This window comes from Enterococcus sp. DIV1206, from assembly GCF_051712485.1.
Classification (GTDB): Bacteria; Bacillota; Bacilli; order Lactobacillales; family Enterococcaceae; genus Enterococcus; species Enterococcus faecalis.
On record NZ_JBIOOZ010000001.1, the window covers coordinates 2,071,179 to 2,087,500 of the forward strand.

At 37.1% G+C, this 16,322-nt stretch carries 13 protein-coding genes, 12 tRNA genes, 2 rRNA genes and 2 riboswitches (1 of these 29 only partly in view); of the genes, 5 read left to right on the plus strand and 22 right to left on the minus strand.

From position 1 onward, the window contains the following. The first annotated feature begins 77 nt into the window (after positions 1–77). The gene (locus IGK86_RS10060) at positions 78–716 is read left to right on the plus strand and encodes a sugar O-acetyltransferase (protein WP_010775712.1); all 639 of its coding nucleotides are present in this window, start codon (positions 78–80) and stop codon (positions 714–716) included. Between the two features lie 45 nt (positions 717–761). Here IGK86_RS10060 and IGK86_RS10065 read toward each other — a convergent pair whose 3' ends face one another. From IGK86_RS10065 to IGK86_RS10085, 5 genes are all read right to left on the minus strand, one after another. Further along, complete coding sequence (locus tag IGK86_RS10065) at positions 762–1,193, minus strand: VOC family protein (protein WP_002382065.1); 432 nt, start codon at positions 1,191–1,193, stop codon at positions 762–764. Positions 1,194–1,259: 66 nt separating this feature from the next. After that, positions 1,260–1,739 (minus strand): GAF domain-containing protein, encoded by a 480-nt coding sequence (locus tag IGK86_RS10070; RefSeq protein ID WP_016617491.1) that lies wholly within the window; start codon positions 1,737–1,739, stop codon positions 1,260–1,262. A 234-nt stretch (positions 1,740–1,973) separates the two neighbouring features. Further along, positions 1,974–3,191, minus strand: coding sequence for an amidohydrolase (locus IGK86_RS10075; protein WP_016617490.1), 1,218 nt, complete (start codon positions 3,189–3,191; stop codon positions 1,974–1,976). After that, on the minus strand, positions 3,188–4,438 hold the full coding sequence (locus tag IGK86_RS10080) for an amidohydrolase family protein (protein WP_016617489.1): 1,251 nt from the start codon (positions 4,436–4,438) through the stop codon (positions 3,188–3,190). Before IGK86_RS10080 ends, IGK86_RS10075 begins: the two co-directional genes overlap by 4 nt. Further along, positions 4,439–6,100, minus strand: a complete 1,662-nt coding sequence (locus IGK86_RS10085) for a peptide ABC transporter substrate-binding protein (RefSeq protein ID WP_002363656.1) — start codon at positions 6,098–6,100, stop codon at positions 4,439–4,441. Between the two features lie 380 nt (positions 6,101–6,480). Here IGK86_RS10085 and IGK86_RS10090 point away from each other — a divergent pair, with 380 nt between their 5' ends. Next, the gene (locus tag IGK86_RS10090) at positions 6,481–8,151 is read left to right on the plus strand and encodes a PucR family transcriptional regulator (protein ID WP_002358159.1); all 1,671 of its coding nucleotides are present in this window, start codon (positions 6,481–6,483) and stop codon (positions 8,149–8,151) included. A gap of 54 nt (positions 8,152–8,205) precedes the next feature. On the opposite strand, the gene IGK86_RS10095 is transcribed toward IGK86_RS10090, so the two are convergent. The 3 genes from IGK86_RS10095 to IGK86_RS10105 form a co-directional block, all read right to left on the minus strand. Continuing rightward, complete coding sequence (locus IGK86_RS10095) at positions 8,206–8,631, minus strand: universal stress protein (RefSeq protein ID WP_002358161.1); 426 nt, start codon at positions 8,629–8,631, stop codon at positions 8,206–8,208. Then, a complete protein-coding gene (locus tag IGK86_RS10100; RefSeq protein WP_002382010.1) occupies positions 8,631–10,229 on the minus strand; it encodes an Nramp family divalent metal transporter in 1,599 nt (532 codons plus the stop codon). The genes IGK86_RS10095 and IGK86_RS10100 overlap by 1 nt, the downstream gene beginning before the upstream one ends. Positions 10,230–10,497: 268 nt before the next feature. Next, positions 10,498–11,013, minus strand: a complete 516-nt coding sequence (locus IGK86_RS10105) for an AAA family ATPase (protein ID WP_016617488.1) — start codon at positions 11,011–11,013, stop codon at positions 10,498–10,500. Between the two features lie 314 nt (positions 11,014–11,327). After that, a riboswitch (M-box (ykoK) riboswitch) is annotated at positions 11,328–11,495 on the plus strand. 44 nt (positions 11,496–11,539) lie between these two features. Here IGK86_RS10105 and IGK86_RS10110 point away from each other — a divergent pair. From IGK86_RS10110 to IGK86_RS10120, 3 genes are all read left to right on the plus strand, one after another. Then, complete coding sequence (locus tag IGK86_RS10110) at positions 11,540–13,312, plus strand: ABC transporter permease subunit (protein ID WP_016617487.1); 1,773 nt, start codon at positions 11,540–11,542, stop codon at positions 13,310–13,312. A gap of 88 nt (positions 13,313–13,400) precedes the next feature. After that, on the plus strand, positions 13,401–14,180 hold the full coding sequence (locus tag IGK86_RS10115) for an ABC transporter ATP-binding protein (RefSeq protein WP_002360638.1): 780 nt from the start codon (positions 13,401–13,403) through the stop codon (positions 14,178–14,180). A 62-nt stretch (positions 14,181–14,242) separates the two neighbouring features. Then, a riboswitch (M-box (ykoK) riboswitch) is annotated at positions 14,243–14,410 on the plus strand. Positions 14,411–14,474: 64 nt separating this feature from the next. Next, positions 14,475–14,735: a hypothetical protein gene (locus tag IGK86_RS10120; RefSeq protein ID WP_010713556.1), complete on the plus strand. Its 261-nt coding sequence runs from the start codon at positions 14,475–14,477 to the stop codon at positions 14,733–14,735. Positions 14,736–14,752: 17 nt separating this feature from the next. Here IGK86_RS10120 and IGK86_RS10125 read toward each other — a convergent pair. From IGK86_RS10125 to IGK86_RS10190, 14 genes are all read right to left on the minus strand, one after another. Next, a tRNA-Leu gene (locus tag IGK86_RS10125) sits at positions 14,753–14,836 on the minus strand. Positions 14,837–14,850: 14 nt separating this feature from the next. Further along, a tRNA-Cys gene (locus IGK86_RS10130) sits at positions 14,851–14,921 on the minus strand. 25 nt (positions 14,922–14,946) lie between these two features. After that, positions 14,947–15,018, minus strand: a tRNA-Gln gene (locus IGK86_RS10135). 14 nt (positions 15,019–15,032) lie between these two features. Then, a tRNA-His gene (locus tag IGK86_RS10140) sits at positions 15,033–15,105 on the minus strand. A gap of 36 nt (positions 15,106–15,141) precedes the next feature. Continuing rightward, a tRNA-Trp gene (locus IGK86_RS10145) sits at positions 15,142–15,215 on the minus strand. 4 nt (positions 15,216–15,219) lie between these two features. Next, positions 15,220–15,300: transfer RNA gene (locus IGK86_RS10150), tRNA-Tyr, on the minus strand. A gap of 5 nt (positions 15,301–15,305) precedes the next feature. Beyond that, positions 15,306–15,378: transfer RNA gene (locus IGK86_RS10155), tRNA-Phe, on the minus strand. Positions 15,379–15,423: 45 nt separating this feature from the next. Then, positions 15,424–15,499, minus strand: a tRNA-Asp gene (locus tag IGK86_RS10160). Positions 15,500–15,509: 10 nt separating this feature from the next. Continuing rightward, positions 15,510–15,582: transfer RNA gene (locus IGK86_RS10165), tRNA-Val, on the minus strand. Positions 15,583–15,609: 27 nt separating this feature from the next. Beyond that, positions 15,610–15,681: transfer RNA gene (locus IGK86_RS10170), tRNA-Glu, on the minus strand. A gap of 17 nt (positions 15,682–15,698) precedes the next feature. Continuing rightward, positions 15,699–15,787 (minus strand) — tRNA-Ser (locus IGK86_RS10175). A 43-nt stretch (positions 15,788–15,830) separates the two neighbouring features. Beyond that, positions 15,831–15,904: transfer RNA gene (locus IGK86_RS10180), tRNA-Asn, on the minus strand. Positions 15,905–15,910: 6 nt separating this feature from the next. Next, positions 15,911–16,026 (minus strand): 5S ribosomal RNA (rrf, locus tag IGK86_RS10185). A gap of 96 nt (positions 16,027–16,122) precedes the next feature. Beyond that, a 23S ribosomal RNA gene (locus IGK86_RS10190) occupies positions 16,123–16,322 on the minus strand (it continues 2,713 nt past the right edge of the window).

The following is a 16,322-nucleotide window of genomic DNA, read 5'->3' on the forward strand; positions in this document are numbered from 1 at the left end:
CCTTTTTTATTTTACATATTCCTCGACTTATTGTATTGATTTGATACAATAGAGAAAAAGCCTAAAGGAGCGCTTACATGAAACAAAATGACTTTGATTATATGCAAATGTTAAAAGGTGAATTATATTACGCCCCCACCATTTTACCCGAAAACAAATCAACAAAAGGCAAGGTGTTAGCTCAAAAAATCAATCAACTTCCTATCGATAATGTGAAAGAAATTGTGGCCCTAGAAAAAGAATTATTAGGAAAAACTGGCAATGAGTTATATATCACCCCACCCCTCTATGTAGATTACGGTCGCCATATTGAGGTAGGAGAAAATTTTTATGCAAATATGGATTGCATTTTTTTAGATGTAAACAAAATTATCTTCGGTGATAATGTCATGGTTGGCCCTCGTGCTAGTTTTTATACTGCCGGCCATCCAATTGATCCAACGATTCGAACTACAGAATTAGAATTCGGGACGCCAATTATTGTTGAAGATAACGTGTGGATTGGCGGAAGTGCCACCATTTTACCTGGCGTTACAATTGGAAAAAATGCTATTGTCGCTGCTGGTGCTGTGGTTACAAAAGACGTTCCTGCCAACACGATTGTTGGGGGTAATCCAGCAAAAGTCATTCGCAAAATTGATGAAAACGATCAGCAATTTTGGACAGAAAAGCAACGGCAGTATCAAATCGCTAAGAAGCAATTCTTTCATGAATAAAAAATCCCCAATCCAATGAAAATAACGGATTGGGGATTTTTTATTTTAATCTTCTTCATAATAATTAAACATCCAATGGATGCCAAACTGATCTTTTAGGGAACCATACTTTTTGGACCAAAAAGTTTCAGATAATGGCATTGTAACAGTGCCACCTTCAGATAATCGTTTAAATAAGCGATCAATTTTTTCATCATCATCTGTGCTAACCACGAGCGAAAGGTTATTTCCTTCCGTAACTTCAAAACCAAACATATCAGGAACATCTGAAATCATTACATAGGTTCCTTCAATAATGATACTTGCGTTCATCACTAAATCCTTTATCTCGTCGTTTATAGGATGCTCAGGATCCTCAGGTGCTTCGCCAAAAGTCATTAAATTTTGACATTTTGTATCAAAAACATCTTCATAGAACGCAATTGCTTCTTTTGCTTCACCTTTAAAATTTATATACAGCTCTAACAAATGACTCACCTTCTTTCATGATCAAATTTTATACTTTATTTTCTCATGATTTGTCAGAAAGCAAAAATAGTCTGCTTAAAAATCTGATTTTTCTAGTAACAAGGTAACAAATTTTTCCAAATACAGTTGGTCAACCTCATCATAGCTATTTGTTACACCACTATCAATATCTAAAACACCGACCAATTGATGATTTTTTACCATCGGTACAACGATTTCAGACATCGCAGCTGAGTCACAAGAAATATAATTGGCGTGTGTCTTCACGTTATCAACAATCAATGTAGCTTGTTTTTCTGCTGACTCACCGCAGACACCTTTGCCCATTTTAATTCTGGTACAAGAGACTTTCCCTTGAAAAGGCCCCAAAACTAATTCTTCATTTTTATATAAATAATACCCAGCAAAAACGGTGTCTGGTAACGTTTGTGCAAGTAACGCGGACGAGTTTGCTAAATTTGCAATAGCATCCGTTTCTATTTCTAACAAACCGCTCAATTGTTGTAAGCACAATTCGTAGGCTGCTTTTTTGTTTTCTCTCGTTTGTTCAGTCATGCTTGGTTCATCTCCTTCATTTTGTCTTATTATAAAGGAAGATACGCAAAAGTGCTATGTTAAAGTGAGTCAAACAAACTTGAAACGCTGATACACGTTGTGAGCAGAAGCACTTTATAAGGATTAAACTGTGACGAATAACCGCTGGACTGACACTATGCGTTGCTCAGAGCTGAACCCTGTTTCCTCTGTTTGGCTTTTTAGCATTCTATTTCTACCTAATTTTAAAGCAAGTTAAACCCATTGTCCTTTCAACATAATCTTGCGTTTCTGTGGTTTTCTAGCAATCACTTCTGCTGTAGAAGCTGCTTCTGTAAAGATAAAGTTTGCTTCGTCGCCTTCTGTAAACCAAAGGCGTTCTTCTTCAAATGAAAAAGGTGCTTCTTTGCCACAGCCATGGACGTAAGCTTGAGTAAGTTGCTCTTCTGTAATCTTTCCTGTCATTTCACAAAAATTACGTAATTTTTCAAATAAATCACCTGAAACATTAGAACTCCAAGAGTCAAAAAAGCCATCACTACCTAAATGAACCGATACACCAGCTTGGCGTAACACATCAATTGGTGGCAATAAATAACGAGGATCATAGGGAATTGTAGACATAATCGCCGTTTGATGTGTTGCCAAGCTTTGGTATAGTTTTTCTTTTTCTGCTGGTCGTACATCTAGCAGCGCAAAGGCGTGACTGATAGCGGTTCGCTGAGTAAATTTTCGTTCTTCCAAAATGTCTAAAAATTTATCAATTGTATAAACACCAACCTCCCCCGTATCATGCAAGTGGATATCGATTCCTACTTGAAATTCTTCTGCCAGATCGAAAATAGTTTCTAAAGATTCTTCAATTGCATAATCAATGCCTGCAGGATCTAAACCGCCAACCATTGTTCCACCATTTTTTAGGGCTTCTCTCATGAGTAAAACCGTTTGGGGATTTTTTAATAATCCATGCTGTGGAAAGACAACAATATCATAATCAATCACATGCGCATATTTTTCTAAGGCTCTTTTGACGCCCCAGAAGTTTTCTAGTTCTACATAAGGATCAATGTTGACATGTGTCCGAATATAAGAGGCTCCATACCCAATCAATTTTTCAATCATGGCCGTCGCTCGTTGTTCTGTTGACGGCGCTAACAATTTAAGTTCACTGGCTTCGTCTGCTAAACGCTCTTTTAAATTCTTAACAGGTTGGCTAGCACGCCAGCCTAATGAAAGGTAGGTTTTATCTAAGTGATTATGGCTCTCTTGAAAAGCGGGAATAGCCAGTTGTCCGTTTAAATCAGTGCCTTGTTGCTTTTCAGTGACTTGATTTTGCGGAATAATCGCTTGGATTTTCCCTTCTTGAATCGCTAAAGTATAGCGTGCGGTTTTAGTATACGTTAATTCGTGGTGGTCTTTAGCAAAACCAGTTTCTAAACGAACATTATTCAAATAAACAATGGATGCTGTCATTCTCTTTCCCCCTTTTGAACGGCTTCAACCAGTTGTCCTTTTAGTATCAGTTGTTGGATTGGCTGTTGGCGTGCAATCACGTGAGCAGTGCTCTCAGCATTAAATAGTAGGAAATCTGCAGAATCGCCGACGTTAGGCCAAACTCGCTGCCCGTTAGGATCAAGAGGCGTTACAAAATTACTCGCTAAGCCCCATAAACGATTCAAGCGATACTCATCGCTAATTTTAAATCTTTGAGCGGCTGTATTTAATTTTTCTATTGTATTGCCACTGCCGAAAGGCGACCAATGATCCGTCAAACTGTCATGAGCAACGGAAATCTTAACACCTTGTTCAACCAAGGTTGGAATCGGCATGGTGGGCATTCCAATTGGTACAGTCGAAGTCAAATCAATACCTGTTTCGATAAATTTTTGCGCAATGTCTCTAATTGCTGCTTCTTCTAAGCTCCCCAAAGCTAAAGCATGACTTAAAGTGACTTCGCCAAACATCTTTGCTTGTTCTGTATAATCAACAAATTTATTAAATTCATAAAGTCCCAAAGTATCACGGGCGTGTAAATGAACATCAATTTTTTTATTAAATGTGGTAGCTAATTCAAATATTTTTGCGATTGAATGATCCACATGACGATCCACAAGGGCTGGATCAACGCCGCCGACATGAGTTGCCCCCATGCGTAAGGCTTCGCGCATCAAAGGTTCGACTTGTGAGCGGAGTAATCCGTGTTGAGGAAAAGCCACAATTTCATGAGTAACGTATTGTTCATATCGACTAAATGCTTCTTTAGTAATTTCAATATGTTTCGTTCCAATAGATGGATCTACATTACAATGACTGCGAATATGATAATGGCCTTGTTGAATATACTGCTCAATAACTTGGCAAGCACGTTCTAAACTAGTTGGTAATTGTTCAGGTAACAGCCAAGTTTCTTCTTCAATACGTGTTAAAATTCCTTTCGTTAGTGGACGACAGGCCTTCCAAGGTCCCCCAAAATACGTTTTATCAATATGAATATGCATTTCTCTTAGAGCAGGTAAAACGAGTTGCTGATTCACATCGATAACTGTTTCGTTCTCTAAAGGCCTTAACTGCGGTGCGACCGCAGTACAGACCTCGTTTTCAATTCGAATATCATAGCTAGCTGTTTCTGTCGCAACAATTCGCTGATTCACAGTAGAAAATCCTGTTTCTAATTTACAGTTTTTTAAAAGCATGACAAACCCCTTCCTACCTTCATTCAATTAGTTAACATAAGCCCATTTTAAACTGTACGTAGGTCCAAATGAATGCCAATACAGATCCTTGATTTTTTGATTAGCTAATACAGAAATGCTTCGATTATAGATTGGTGCTAAAACCGTTTCCTGATTCACCAAAATATCTTGTGCTTGAGCAAAGTCATTTAAACGAGCCTCTTGATCAGCCGCATGTGTTGTTCTAGTTTCTTGAATTAATTGATCATACGTATCACTCTTGAACGTTACGCCGCCCAAGGTACTATCCGAAGTAAAGATGCGCATAACTGTTAATGGATCACGATAATCGGTTCCCCAACCAGATAATTCTAAATCATAGTCTCTCGTTTGATCACGATCAACACGAATAGTAAAAGGAACTTGAGTAACATTCACTTCTAATCCATCTAGATTTTCTTCCAATTGAAATTGGAAAAACTCAGCAGCTTTTTTGGCGCTGTCTGTATCATCTGTTAAAAATTCTAATTTGATTTTATCCAGCCCAATTTCTTTTTTCCCTTTTTCCCAGAATTCTTTTGCTTTCGCTGTATCGTAGGTTAAGTAGTTATTTTTCTTAGCAGCTAGTTTTGTGAAATCTGTTCCATCTGGCGCAATCGTTTGTCCCGGCGGAATTACTTGATCTGTAGCCGTTGATTGATCTTGCAAGACTTCTTTTACAAAACTTTCTTTATCAAAAGCTTGTGCCAACGCTTTACGAATATTGTTGTTCGCTAAAGCCGGATTTTCTTTTCCATCACGAACGCTGTTCATTTTTAAAAAGTATGTGACGAATTGAGGAATTGAAAGAAAGGCTGGATTATCAACATAACCAGGAATAAATTCACCACTTAGCTTATTCACTACATCCAATTCATTCGAGTCAAACAAATTCACCGCTGTCGTTGGGCTCTTAATTACTGAAACTTTCGCTTCTGTTAATTTAACTTTTTCAGCATCCCAATACGTATCATTTTTTTCGTAGGTCCAGTCATCGGAAGAGGCATTATCCCATTCTTTCAATTTAAAAGGACCATTATAAATCAAATGTTCTGCATCAGTGGCATATTTATCCCCTTGTTCTTTGATATATTTTTCATTTTGTGGAAACAAAACAGGAAACGAAAGTAATGATTTCAAATAAGGGGTAGGCCGCTCTAAAGTTATTTCTAACGTTTTATCATCTAGCGCCTTAACCCCAAGAGTATTCACATCTGCGCCTTCTAAAGCAATTTCCTTAGCATTTTTAATGACATCAAAAAATAACGCTTGATGAATCGACCCTGATTTAGGGGAAGCAACTTGTTGCCATGCATAAACAAAGTCATTTGCTGTTACTGGATCATCATTCGACCATTTGGCATCTTCTCTAATCTTAAATGTATAAACGGTTTCATCTTCAGAAATCGCTGGTTCTTCGGCAGCGACCCCCAACTCTAACTCGTCTTCTTTACCTAAAACATAGAGTCCTTCATAAACTTGATTCATGACTAAAGTCGAGGTCGTATCCCCCGCTGTGTGTGGTTCCATTGTCGAAATAGCCGCTTCAGAACTAATTGCAATTTTTTGTTCCGCTGCTTTGTTACTATCAGCCGAGTTTCCCGTTCCCGCCTGACAAGCCGTTAAAGCTAAAAGCAAACCGACACATCCTAACATTTTTAATTTCTTCATACCGATCCCTCCATTTTACAAACTATAACCTTCAAAGTTACCAGAATTTTCTGATAAAATATAGAAAAAGAAGCATATCCGATAAGAGTCTCAAAAAACTTACAAATTATAGAAATACTTGAGAAATTTAAAGTAGCTGAAACAATAGTAAAAGCATTAAAAATTAAGTATACTATTGCTATATCTTTAAACGATGCGTTTCTATAGGTTGTAAGCGCTGATTGTTCTTATTTGGTCACTTGTGACTACCAATCACGTGATGACTTGGAACTTTTTTCTATTAGTATAAGGATACCTTATTTTCCCTAAAATAGTTTTGTAACATCTTACAATAAATACACTTAATTTTTAGATAATTCATACAAAAGGAGGCCTTGCTAATGATGACGGTCAATGATCTACTCCATGCAGAAGAACTACCTGGTTTAACCTTATTGACGCACGAGACCAATTTAGATGCGCCAATTCTACAAGCAAATATTTTAGAAAATCCTGATGCTTTTGACTGGTTAACGCCAGGAGAAATTTTATTAACTACCGGCTATATTTTCAAAGATCAGCCTTGCTTGCAAAAACGTCTTATTCAAGAACTAGCAAATATGAACTGCGCTGCTCTAGGCTTTAAAGTCCAACGCTATTTCAATGAAGTTCCACAAGAGATGATCCAATTAGCGAATGACGTCGGATTACCAATTCTCTCAATCCCTTATAATTACAACTTTTCTCAAATTATTTCATTGGTCAATCGCCGAGTCAATCAACCTGACGAAACGATTAGCCAACATTCTGTTCATATGCATAATAAATTTTATACAATTATCAAAGCTGGCGGAAAAAGTACCCAATTACTAGAAGTATTAAGTGCCGCGATTCAAGCGCCTGTAATGCTTTTAGACGAGCGTTTTCAGATTATGAATCATTTTGATTTACCTGATGCGCCAACAAGAATCACCAGTATTTTAAACAACGCGACTCTCAAAAAACAGTTTGAGACAGCTTTAAAAGCCCAGAACAATGAGCTACTATTATTTTATAAAGAACCATTGACTGTTGAATTTTCCTTAGCGAACCATCAGTTATCTTTGCGAATTTTACCCATCAAAAAGAAAAATCTCAGCTTATCTTACTTAGTGATTTGGCAAACTACCAAAAAATTACAGACGATTGATTTATTATCTGTGGAGGTCTGTGCTCACTACCTTTTACCACAACTTCAATTAGAATCTTCGGAAAATTTAACAACGAGGCAAAAGATCGGGGCGCTGTTTCAAGACCTTATCCAAGAGAAAAATACCAATCCTCAAGCTTGGCAAGAATTTAGTAATTATCTGCAATTAAATGAAAAAGATACATTTAGTCTCTTGCTTGTAGCCATTGAACAATTGGAACAACTGTTTAATCCGACTATTCAAATGAATAGTATTGGCCATCAATTGAATCATATTTTAGAAGGATATCGACAAAAAATTACTGCCTTTCCTACACAAACTGGCTTTATTTTATTACTAGAAAATCCAGCACAAGAGGAAGCCACCTACCTTGCACAAACCACTCATCTTGCCAAGAATTTACTAGAGCAACTAATGAAACTGAATCCAAAATTATCATTTAAATTAGCGATTGGGCCAACTGTCAAAAAAATCACCAATCTGTGTGATTCTTATAAATTAGCACAAGAAACATTCCACTTAGCACAAGCAAGTCAAGAATTACAACAACGAACTATTTTGAATTATGACGACCTCTTTTTTTATCGTTTAATGATCGAAACCCTGACCAAACAAGCCAAACAAAAAATATATCAACGATTGATTGAACCATTAGAAAAAGAAGATCAAAAACATGAAAGTTCCCTACTAGAAACCATCAACACCTACTTTCAATCGAATAAAAATATTTCGTTGACTGCCACAAATATGTATGTACATCGTAATACAATTATTTACCGCTTAAAAAAAATAGAAGAGATTCTTCACTTAACTTTAGAATTTCCTGATAGTTCGCTACAACTAAGTTTGGCTGTTTATTTATATAAACAAAAATTACTATAAAAAGGCCACCACGAATAGTAAATCGTGGCGGCTTTTTTAACTGTTTCAATTTTGTTAGCGAATAATCATTACAGAAATTGGGGCATATCGAGCCATATAAGCTGCTTGGCTACCAAAAAAGCTTTTTAATTTGCTAGTTGACTTGGAGCCAATAATTAACAAATCTGGTTTATTCAAAGGAATAAGCTTATTAATAATTAATTCTCCTGGGTTCCCTTCATTGACAATTACACTTACTTTATCGATGCCATTCGCTAACGCTTCTTGTTGATATTTTTCCGTTTGTTTCTCTAATTTCGCCAACTGTTCTTGCCAATAATTTTTATCTAACGATTGGTAAACATTAATCTCTTTCTCTTCTAAAATCGAAACAATAACCAATTCAGCTTGTTCTTCTTTTGCTTTTTGGATAGCATAATGAAATGCTTTTAACGCATCTGGCGACTCTTCAACACCAACCATAATTTTTGAAAATTTCATTATTTAACCTCCTCTACTTGTTGCTCCATAGCTGCAAGCTGCTGTGCATATCGTTTATCGCCTTTATATAATTCCACAACCGTCCAAACTAACAAGAGGATGACGAGTGCTATGATGACATAGGCGATATTATCGGCTAACGTAATTTGACTCGCTGTCGGATTATCACCGAAAAATCCTTCAATTTGATCAGGTAAGCCTTTCATATTGAGGTAAATTAAGCCAATGACAGAAACCCAGCCTAACAATTTAATTAACCACGAGTTTTTAAAATGTTCACCCATTTCAACACGGCTATCTGTAAACATCAGTAAAGGCAACATCGAAAATGGCAAAGCAAATGCTAGAAAAACTTGTGAATTGTTCATTAAATTATTAATCGCAATATGCTCCTCCACTGTACTTTTTCCGCTGGTCATTAAAACACAGATTAAGACAGGAATAACAGATAACAAACGTGTGACCATCCGACGTAACCAAATTGGTACGCGCATATGAATAAACCCTTCCATAATGATTTGACCAGTTAACGTTCCTGTAATTGTTGAATTTTGTCCTGATGCCAATAAGGCTACCGCAAATAAAATTGATAAAATTCCAGAACCTGCAATATGCGCTAAAATAGAATTACTCATAACCGCTGGATTTGATAAAGCATCAAACAAACCAAAGAATGAAGGATCTTTGACACTGCCGGATTTAAAAACGGCCACACCCATAATCAATAATAAAGAGTTAACAAAAAATGCCATCGTTAATTGAATATTAGAATCCCAAGTTGAAAAGCGTAAAGCGCGTTGAATATCGGTTTTATCTTTACGATCAATTTTACGACTTTGCACAACAGAAGAATGTAAATACAAATTATGAGGCATCACTGTTGCACCAATAATCCCCAATGCACCTGTCAGTGGCGTTTGCCCATTCACCGCATGTGATGTAGAAAAAGCTTCTGCGCTAGGAACCAGCCCTTTAATTACATCTCCCCATACTGGATTTGACAATGCCACTTGATAAGCAAAAATCACAAAAATAACAACAATTAAAGCAACAACAATAGCTTCAATTTTTCTAAAACCAATTTTTGTCAATAACAACAAAAGTAAAACATCAAATACCGTAATGAAGACAGCCAGACCTAAAGGAATATGAAATAATAAATATAAGGCAATTGCGCCCCCGATAACTTCAGCGATATCTGTAGCCATAATTGCTAACTCTGTTAAAATCCATAATACAATACCTAACGTCTTACTAGTTCTAGCACGAATCGCTTGTGCTAAATCCATCTGTGAAACAATGCCTAATTTAGCAGCCATATATTGGAGCAACATTGCAATCAAACTGGAAATTAAAATAATCGACATCAATAAATATTGAAAATTTTGTCCCCCAGTAATTGAAGTAGACCAGTTTCCTGGATCCATATACCCCACTGCTACCAATGCTCCTGGACCTGAGTAAGCAAATAACGTTTTCCAAAAACTCATATTTTTAGGCACGTCGATGGTGCCATTAATTTCTTCAAGCGAAGGACCATTTGCATATTCAATCAAATGATGTCTTTGCTTTGGTTCATGTTCTTCTGAATTTTTCAATTCAATTCCTTCTTTCGTTTTGCAATAATTTTAAAAGGCCCTTCCTGTTAGAAGGTTAACCTCTAATATATTTTAGGTACACCTAAAATATACTGCTAAAAATAACAAAATGCAAGACTTGAAAGAAAATTTTGACAGTGTAAAAATAGATTGTCGTAAATGTGCGGTCTTAAAGTTTGAAGAAATCAGGGTAGCTGGTAGTTGATTATCTTAAGAAGTAGAAAATAAAGGACCTAAGTCATTTCGGCTTAGGTCCCTTATTTTGTTTTTATTCGGTTACTCTATTAAGAATGGTTGCTACAATTTCTGTCGTGTCAGCTGAATGATTTCTAAAAATCTCGGTAAACTGAATCTGACGAAAACCTTCAAGTACTTCGGGCAACTTATTTTTCCCCCATTCAAAAGTTCCATCATTTCTTTTCAATAATCTCTGTAAAATTTCTTCTTTCTCGACCGCTAACAAAAAATGATAAACGTCAATACCTGCTCGTCTCAGATATCCAATCAGCTCTTCTTCATATTCATTTTTATAAAGGGTCATTGGAAAAATAATCGGCCGTCCAGACTCTTTGGACATTCGTTTTAATAAATGAGCATTCCAGCAACGCCATTCCTGATACTCTTGAAAATCATTTTCTTTCATTTCTTTGGGAACTAACTCCATCAATGCACTACCAATAATTTCTGGATCATAAATGATTGCATTGGGAAGTTTTTGTTGTAACTCATGTGCAATGGTCTTTTTTCCGGCTCCAAACGCACCGTTTAACCAAATAATCATCATAATTTCCTTTCTTCTGAACAAATTTCTTTGTTGTTTAATTTAGGTGCTAGATTACTTTTAATTTTTTTGTCCATTCACGTATAGTTACTACTTACACCTTTAACAGTAAACGAGACAAACTAAAAATACAACATCCTACGCTATTAACCTTGCGTTACATAACATACTCATCTGATAATTTTCCCCTAAAAAAACAGAATGTGGGCAATCTTTTTAAGAATCATTGAATAGAATAACAACAAACAGTAATTCAGGTATAACTAGCTAGAAATTGTTTTATTTTTAGTCACGAGTATGATAAGCATGTAAATCAAATAGAATCATATTAGGTGAGGTTACTCTGAAGAACACAGGTTATCGCTCGGAAATGTCGAGAGACAGTAACGAGTAAAGCAGGGATTGTCGAATTAAGGCTTTCCTAAGATAACTAGAATTTTTTTCTTACGTCTCAGAAAGCCAAAGCTCAATTATTGTGATTACCCTATAATCTTCTTCTTTTATTCGGCGACCTCTTTAATATGATTAATTGGAGGTTTTTAAATTGAAAGCTGTCACTGCATCATCTAAGAAAAATACCCTACTTGCTAAAAGTATCGGGAATCTTACCTTGCTCATCATTTTAGGCATTTTCATTTTTATCATCGTCTTCTCTTGGCTAAAAATGAATCGCCCTCTTCACACCCTTCCCTCAGAAGAATTCCTCGCAAAACCAAGTAAAACAGATGATTTCTTATCTCCATCAAATCTTTTTTACTTTTCAATTCGAACCATGTTTCGAATGATTGTGGGGATGGCTTGGTCCTTCCTGTTTTCCTTTGTTTTTGGTATTTTAGCCGTAAAATATAAAACGGCACGAAGAGTCATTTTACCATTAGTTAATTTCCTTGAATCTGTTCCATTGCTAGGTTTTTTGACCTTTACAACTGCTTGGTTACTTGGTTTATTTCCAGGAAATGTGATGGGCGCAGAAGCGGTTGCTATTTTTGCCATCTTCACAGGTCAAGCTTGGAACATCATGTTGACTCTTTATCAAATAATGGAAGTTATTCCTTCAGATCTAGTCAATGTGACCGATCAGTTCAAGTACAATGCTTGGGAAAAATTTTGGCGTCTTGAATTTGTTTACTCAATTCCTGGCTTACTTTGGAACGTTATTATTTCTCAAACTGCGGCTTGGTTTGCCTTGGTGGCCAGCGAGCAAGCTTCTGTTGCCTTTCCTAAAGAAACCAACCTTTATTTACCAGGAATTGGTTCTTATATCCAAGTAGCATTAAATCGAGCCGACTTTAAATCCTGTTTATGGGCTGTTTTTGCCTTATTAATCAATGTGGTGATTTTAAACTTTTTAGTTTTTCAACCTTTAGTTCGAGCCACTTATTATTTTAAATATGAAACAGATGTCGAAAGTACGACGCCACCTAAATCCATCATTTATCATTTATTAAAAAAAGCAACTTTAACGAAATACTTTTCAAAAGCTTTTGTGAAATTCAGTCATTTTTGGATTTACGATTTACCAAAAGTTTGGTACTTTTTCAAGCTAGACTATCTCTATCGATTACTAGCAAAATTACGCCATTTCTTCAAAACATTATGGTATGTCAGCTTAACCATTATTGGGGTTTATTGTTCTATTAAGCTCTATCATTTTTTGCCCCATCAAGATTTCAGCATGATTCCTAGATTAACCCTTTATACTACGCTACGGGTTACCTTGGCTATGGTCGTTGCTGGCATTATCTTTACTCCCTTAGCAATCTGGGTTGCGAATGATAATCGGCGCTTAAGTATCGTTCAACCGATTGGACAAATTTTAGGCTCCATTCCGTCAAATGTTTATACTCCATTCATTGTGTTGATTATTAGTATGGGCTTCAACAAATTAGAATGGTGGATTTTACCACTCATCATGGTTGGTTGCCAATGGTATTTTTTCTTTAATGTAATTGCTGGCTACTTAGCCATCCCTGATGATATTCGTGACGTAACCAAACTTTTTAAATTATCTAAATGGCAATGGTGGACAAAATTTTTGATCCCTTCTATTTTACCTTACCTCATTACAGCAATTATTAACGCTGCTGGTGCTGCTTGGAACGCTGATATCGCAGCAGAAAGCATTCAATGGGGCAAAAAATCAATAGATGTTACTGGCCTAGGACAATATATTGCGGCAAACGATGGCGTAAAAGATAAATCTGCCTTAGGAACCTTAGCGATGTGTTTCGTTGTTGGTTTATGTATCGCCTTTGTTTGGCAACCTTTATATCGAGCAGCAAAACAAAAATTTCACTATTAATAGCTGGACGACTCAACTCGACTAAATTTTTAAGATAAACTAGAGAGGAGAACGATAGGTGATTTCCCTTGACCTATCTAATAAGACGATGGAAAATAAAGAATTATTAAGCATAAAATCAGTATATAAAGAATTTGAAATTGAAGGACATTCAGAACATTTAAAAGTCCTTGAAAATATTGATTTAACAGTTAAAACGAATGAATTTTTAAGTATTATCGGACAATCAGGAACAGGAAAATCAACGTTGCTCAGAAGTATTGCTGGACTTCTTCGTACAACTAGAGGTGAAATTACTTTTGAAGATAAAATCATTAATGAGCCTGATGCCAATATCGGCATGGTTTTTCAACATTTTGCCCTTTTTCCTTGGTTGACAGTTGAAAAAAATATCAGCTTTGGCTTAGAAAACCGTAAAGAAATTTCTCGCGAACAAATAAATAAAAGAGTCAGTAATCTCATTGAAATGATTGGTTTAACTGGTTTTGAAAAAGCTTATCCCAGAGAGTTATCTGGTGGAATGAAACAGCGTGTAGGCTTTGCTCGTGCTTTAGCCATCGAACCTAGCTTATTGCTCTTAGACGAACCTTTTTCAGCTTTAGATATCATTACAGCCAGCCAATTATCTAACGATTTATTAGAAATTTGGCTAAACAATCAAATTGCGACTAAATCAATTGTAATGATCACGCATGACGTTCAACAAGCAGTCCAACTTTCTGATCGGGTTGTATTAATGGATGCAAATCCTGGTCGTATTGCCAAAATTTACTCAATCGATATCCCCAGAAATCAACGTTCGCCAAAAACAACCATTGATATTGTAGAACAAATAACAGAAGAAATGGTTCGTCGCATTCATTTGTAAATAGAACTGTTTTGACTTCTGCTTATGTCTTGACAAAGAGTTACTTAAAAGACTATTATTTCTTTGTAATAAGTTAGGTGAGGCTCCTATACAAACATAGGCTATTGCTCAGAAATGTCGAGAGACACCAATGAGTAGAACAAGACTGGTCGAGGAGAAGGCTTTTCTCAAAATAGCTAAGAGTGATCTTTACGTTGTATAGTGCTAAAGCTCAACGTTCATGTTGATGTATATTTTTAGTCTCTAGTCAATCAGTTAAGTACTTTTATTTAAAATTAAGAGAGGAGTGAAAGTATGACTACTATGTTAGCAATCATTGGAACTGTTGTAATCATCACAGTTCAAGTTATTGAATATAATATGACAGAAATTCATATTCCCACTGCAGGAACATTTAATGACGATGATGCAGAACCCCCACATTCTTCTGTAACCCTTGTATTTATTCGCACTATACTTATCACTCTCTCACTTAACTTTCCATCTCATTTTTTTGAGATGGTTTTTTTATGTATTCGAGAAAATAATAAACAAAAAAGACTGTTAAATCAATGATTTAACAGTCTTTAGTATACCGGCGGCCGGGGTCGAACCGGCACTCCCGTGAAGGAACTGGATTTTGAGTCCAGCGCGTCTGCCAATTCCGCCACGCCGGCAAGATATTTTTGGAAGGCGGTAACCGGATTTGAACCGGTGATGAAGGTTTTGCAGACCTCTGCCTTACCACTTGGCTATACCGCCATATTCCATTTTTGTTACAAAAAAACTGGGGTAGCTGGATTCGAACCAACGCATGACGGAGTCAAAGTCCGTTGCCTTACCGCTTGGCTATACCCCAATAAAATTACAAAGGGCGACCGATGGGAATCGAACCCACGAATGCCAGAGCCACAATCTGGTGTGTTAACCACTTCACCACGATCGCCGTAATCTTAAAAAGTGTATCTATTAAATAATTAAATGGCAGGGGCAGCAGGAATTGAACCCACACCAACGGTTTTGGAGACCGTTGTTCTACCTTTAAACTATGCCCCTAAAATGGAGGAAAGTGGATTCGAACCACTGAACCCTAAGGAACGGATTTACAGTCCGTCGCGTTTAGCCACTTCGCTATTCCTCCATAAATGGCGTGAGACAGAGTCGAACTGCCGACACACGGAGCTTCAATCCGTTGCTCTACCAACTGAGCTACCACGCCTAAAACAAAAGCTTGTTCAAATAATTTTCAAGTAACAACATTAAATGGCGGTTCCGACGGGATTTGAACCCGCGATCTCCTGCGTGACAGGCAGGCATGTTAACCCCTACACCACGGAACCAACCGAGTAATGGAGGTTAACGGGATCGAACCGCTGACCCCCTGCTTGTAAGGCAGGTGCTCTCCCAGCTGAGCTAAACCTCCAAAAAGGAATGTTACTATTAAAATAAATGACCCGTACGGGACTCGAACCCGTGTTACCGCCGTGAAAGGGCGGTGTCTTAACCGCTTGACCAACGGGCCAGTTTGTAAATATGAAACGGAGAGTAAGGGATTCGAACCCTTGAGACAGTGTTTACCGCCTACATGATTTCCAATCATGCTCCTTCGGCCTCTCGGACAACTCTCCATAGCTGAAAGAAGCACATACTCATGATATTTCATATGTTAAACTCCGGCAGTAGGACTCGAACCTACGACATCATGATTAACAGTCATGCGCTACTACCAACTGAGCTATGCCGGAATAATCGCGTGGCGACGTCCTACTCTCACAAAGGGAAACCCTTCACTACAATCGGCGCTAAGAAGCTTAACTTCTGTGTTCGGCATGGGAACAGGTGTATCCTTCTCGCTATCGCCACCACACTGGGTGTTGTTTCTTATTGAGTTGAATCTTCATTCACTCAAAACTGGATTGAAGTTTGAATCAAAATAACCAAGTTGCTTTTACTTATCCATTCTTTGGTTAAGTCCTCGACCGATTAGTATTGGTCCGCTCCAACTATCACTAGCCTTCCACTTCCAACCTATCTACCTGATCATCTCTCAGGGGTCTTACTTTCTTAAAGAAATGGGAAATCTCATCTTGAGGTGGGCTTCACACTTAGATGCTTTCAGCGTTTATCCCTTCCCTACATAGCTACCCAGCAATGCCCTTGGCA

Bases quoted from the DNA above. Each gene is read 5' to 3' on its own strand.
- IGK86_RS10060 (WP_010775712.1), top strand. From the start codon at position 78: ATGAAACAAAATGACTTTGATTATATGCAAATGTTAAAAGGTGAATTA.
- IGK86_RS10070 (WP_016617491.1), bottom strand. From the start codon at position 1,739: ATGACTGAACAAACGAGAGAAAACAAAAAAGCAGCCTACGAATTGTGC.
- IGK86_RS10075 (WP_016617490.1), bottom strand. From the start codon at position 3,191: ATGACAGCATCCATTGTTTATTTGAATAATGTTCGTTTAGAAACTGGT.
- IGK86_RS10085 (WP_002363656.1), bottom strand. From the start codon at position 6,100: ATGAAGAAATTAAAAATGTTAGGATGTGTCGGTTTGCTTTTAGCTTTA.
- IGK86_RS10090 (WP_002358159.1), top strand. From the start codon at position 6,481: ATGATGACGGTCAATGATCTACTCCATGCAGAAGAACTACCTGGTTTA.
- IGK86_RS10095 (WP_002358161.1), bottom strand. From the start codon at position 8,631: ATGAAATTTTCAAAAATTATGGTTGGTGTTGAAGAGTCGCCAGATGCG.
- IGK86_RS10105 (WP_016617488.1), bottom strand. From the start codon at position 11,013: ATGATGATTATTTGGTTAAACGGTGCGTTTGGAGCCGGAAAAAAGACC.
- IGK86_RS10115 (WP_002360638.1), top strand. From the start codon at position 13,401: ATGGAAAATAAAGAATTATTAAGCATAAAATCAGTATATAAAGAATTT.
- IGK86_RS10120 (WP_010713556.1), top strand. From the start codon at position 14,475: ATGACTACTATGTTAGCAATCATTGGAACTGTTGTAATCATCACAGTT.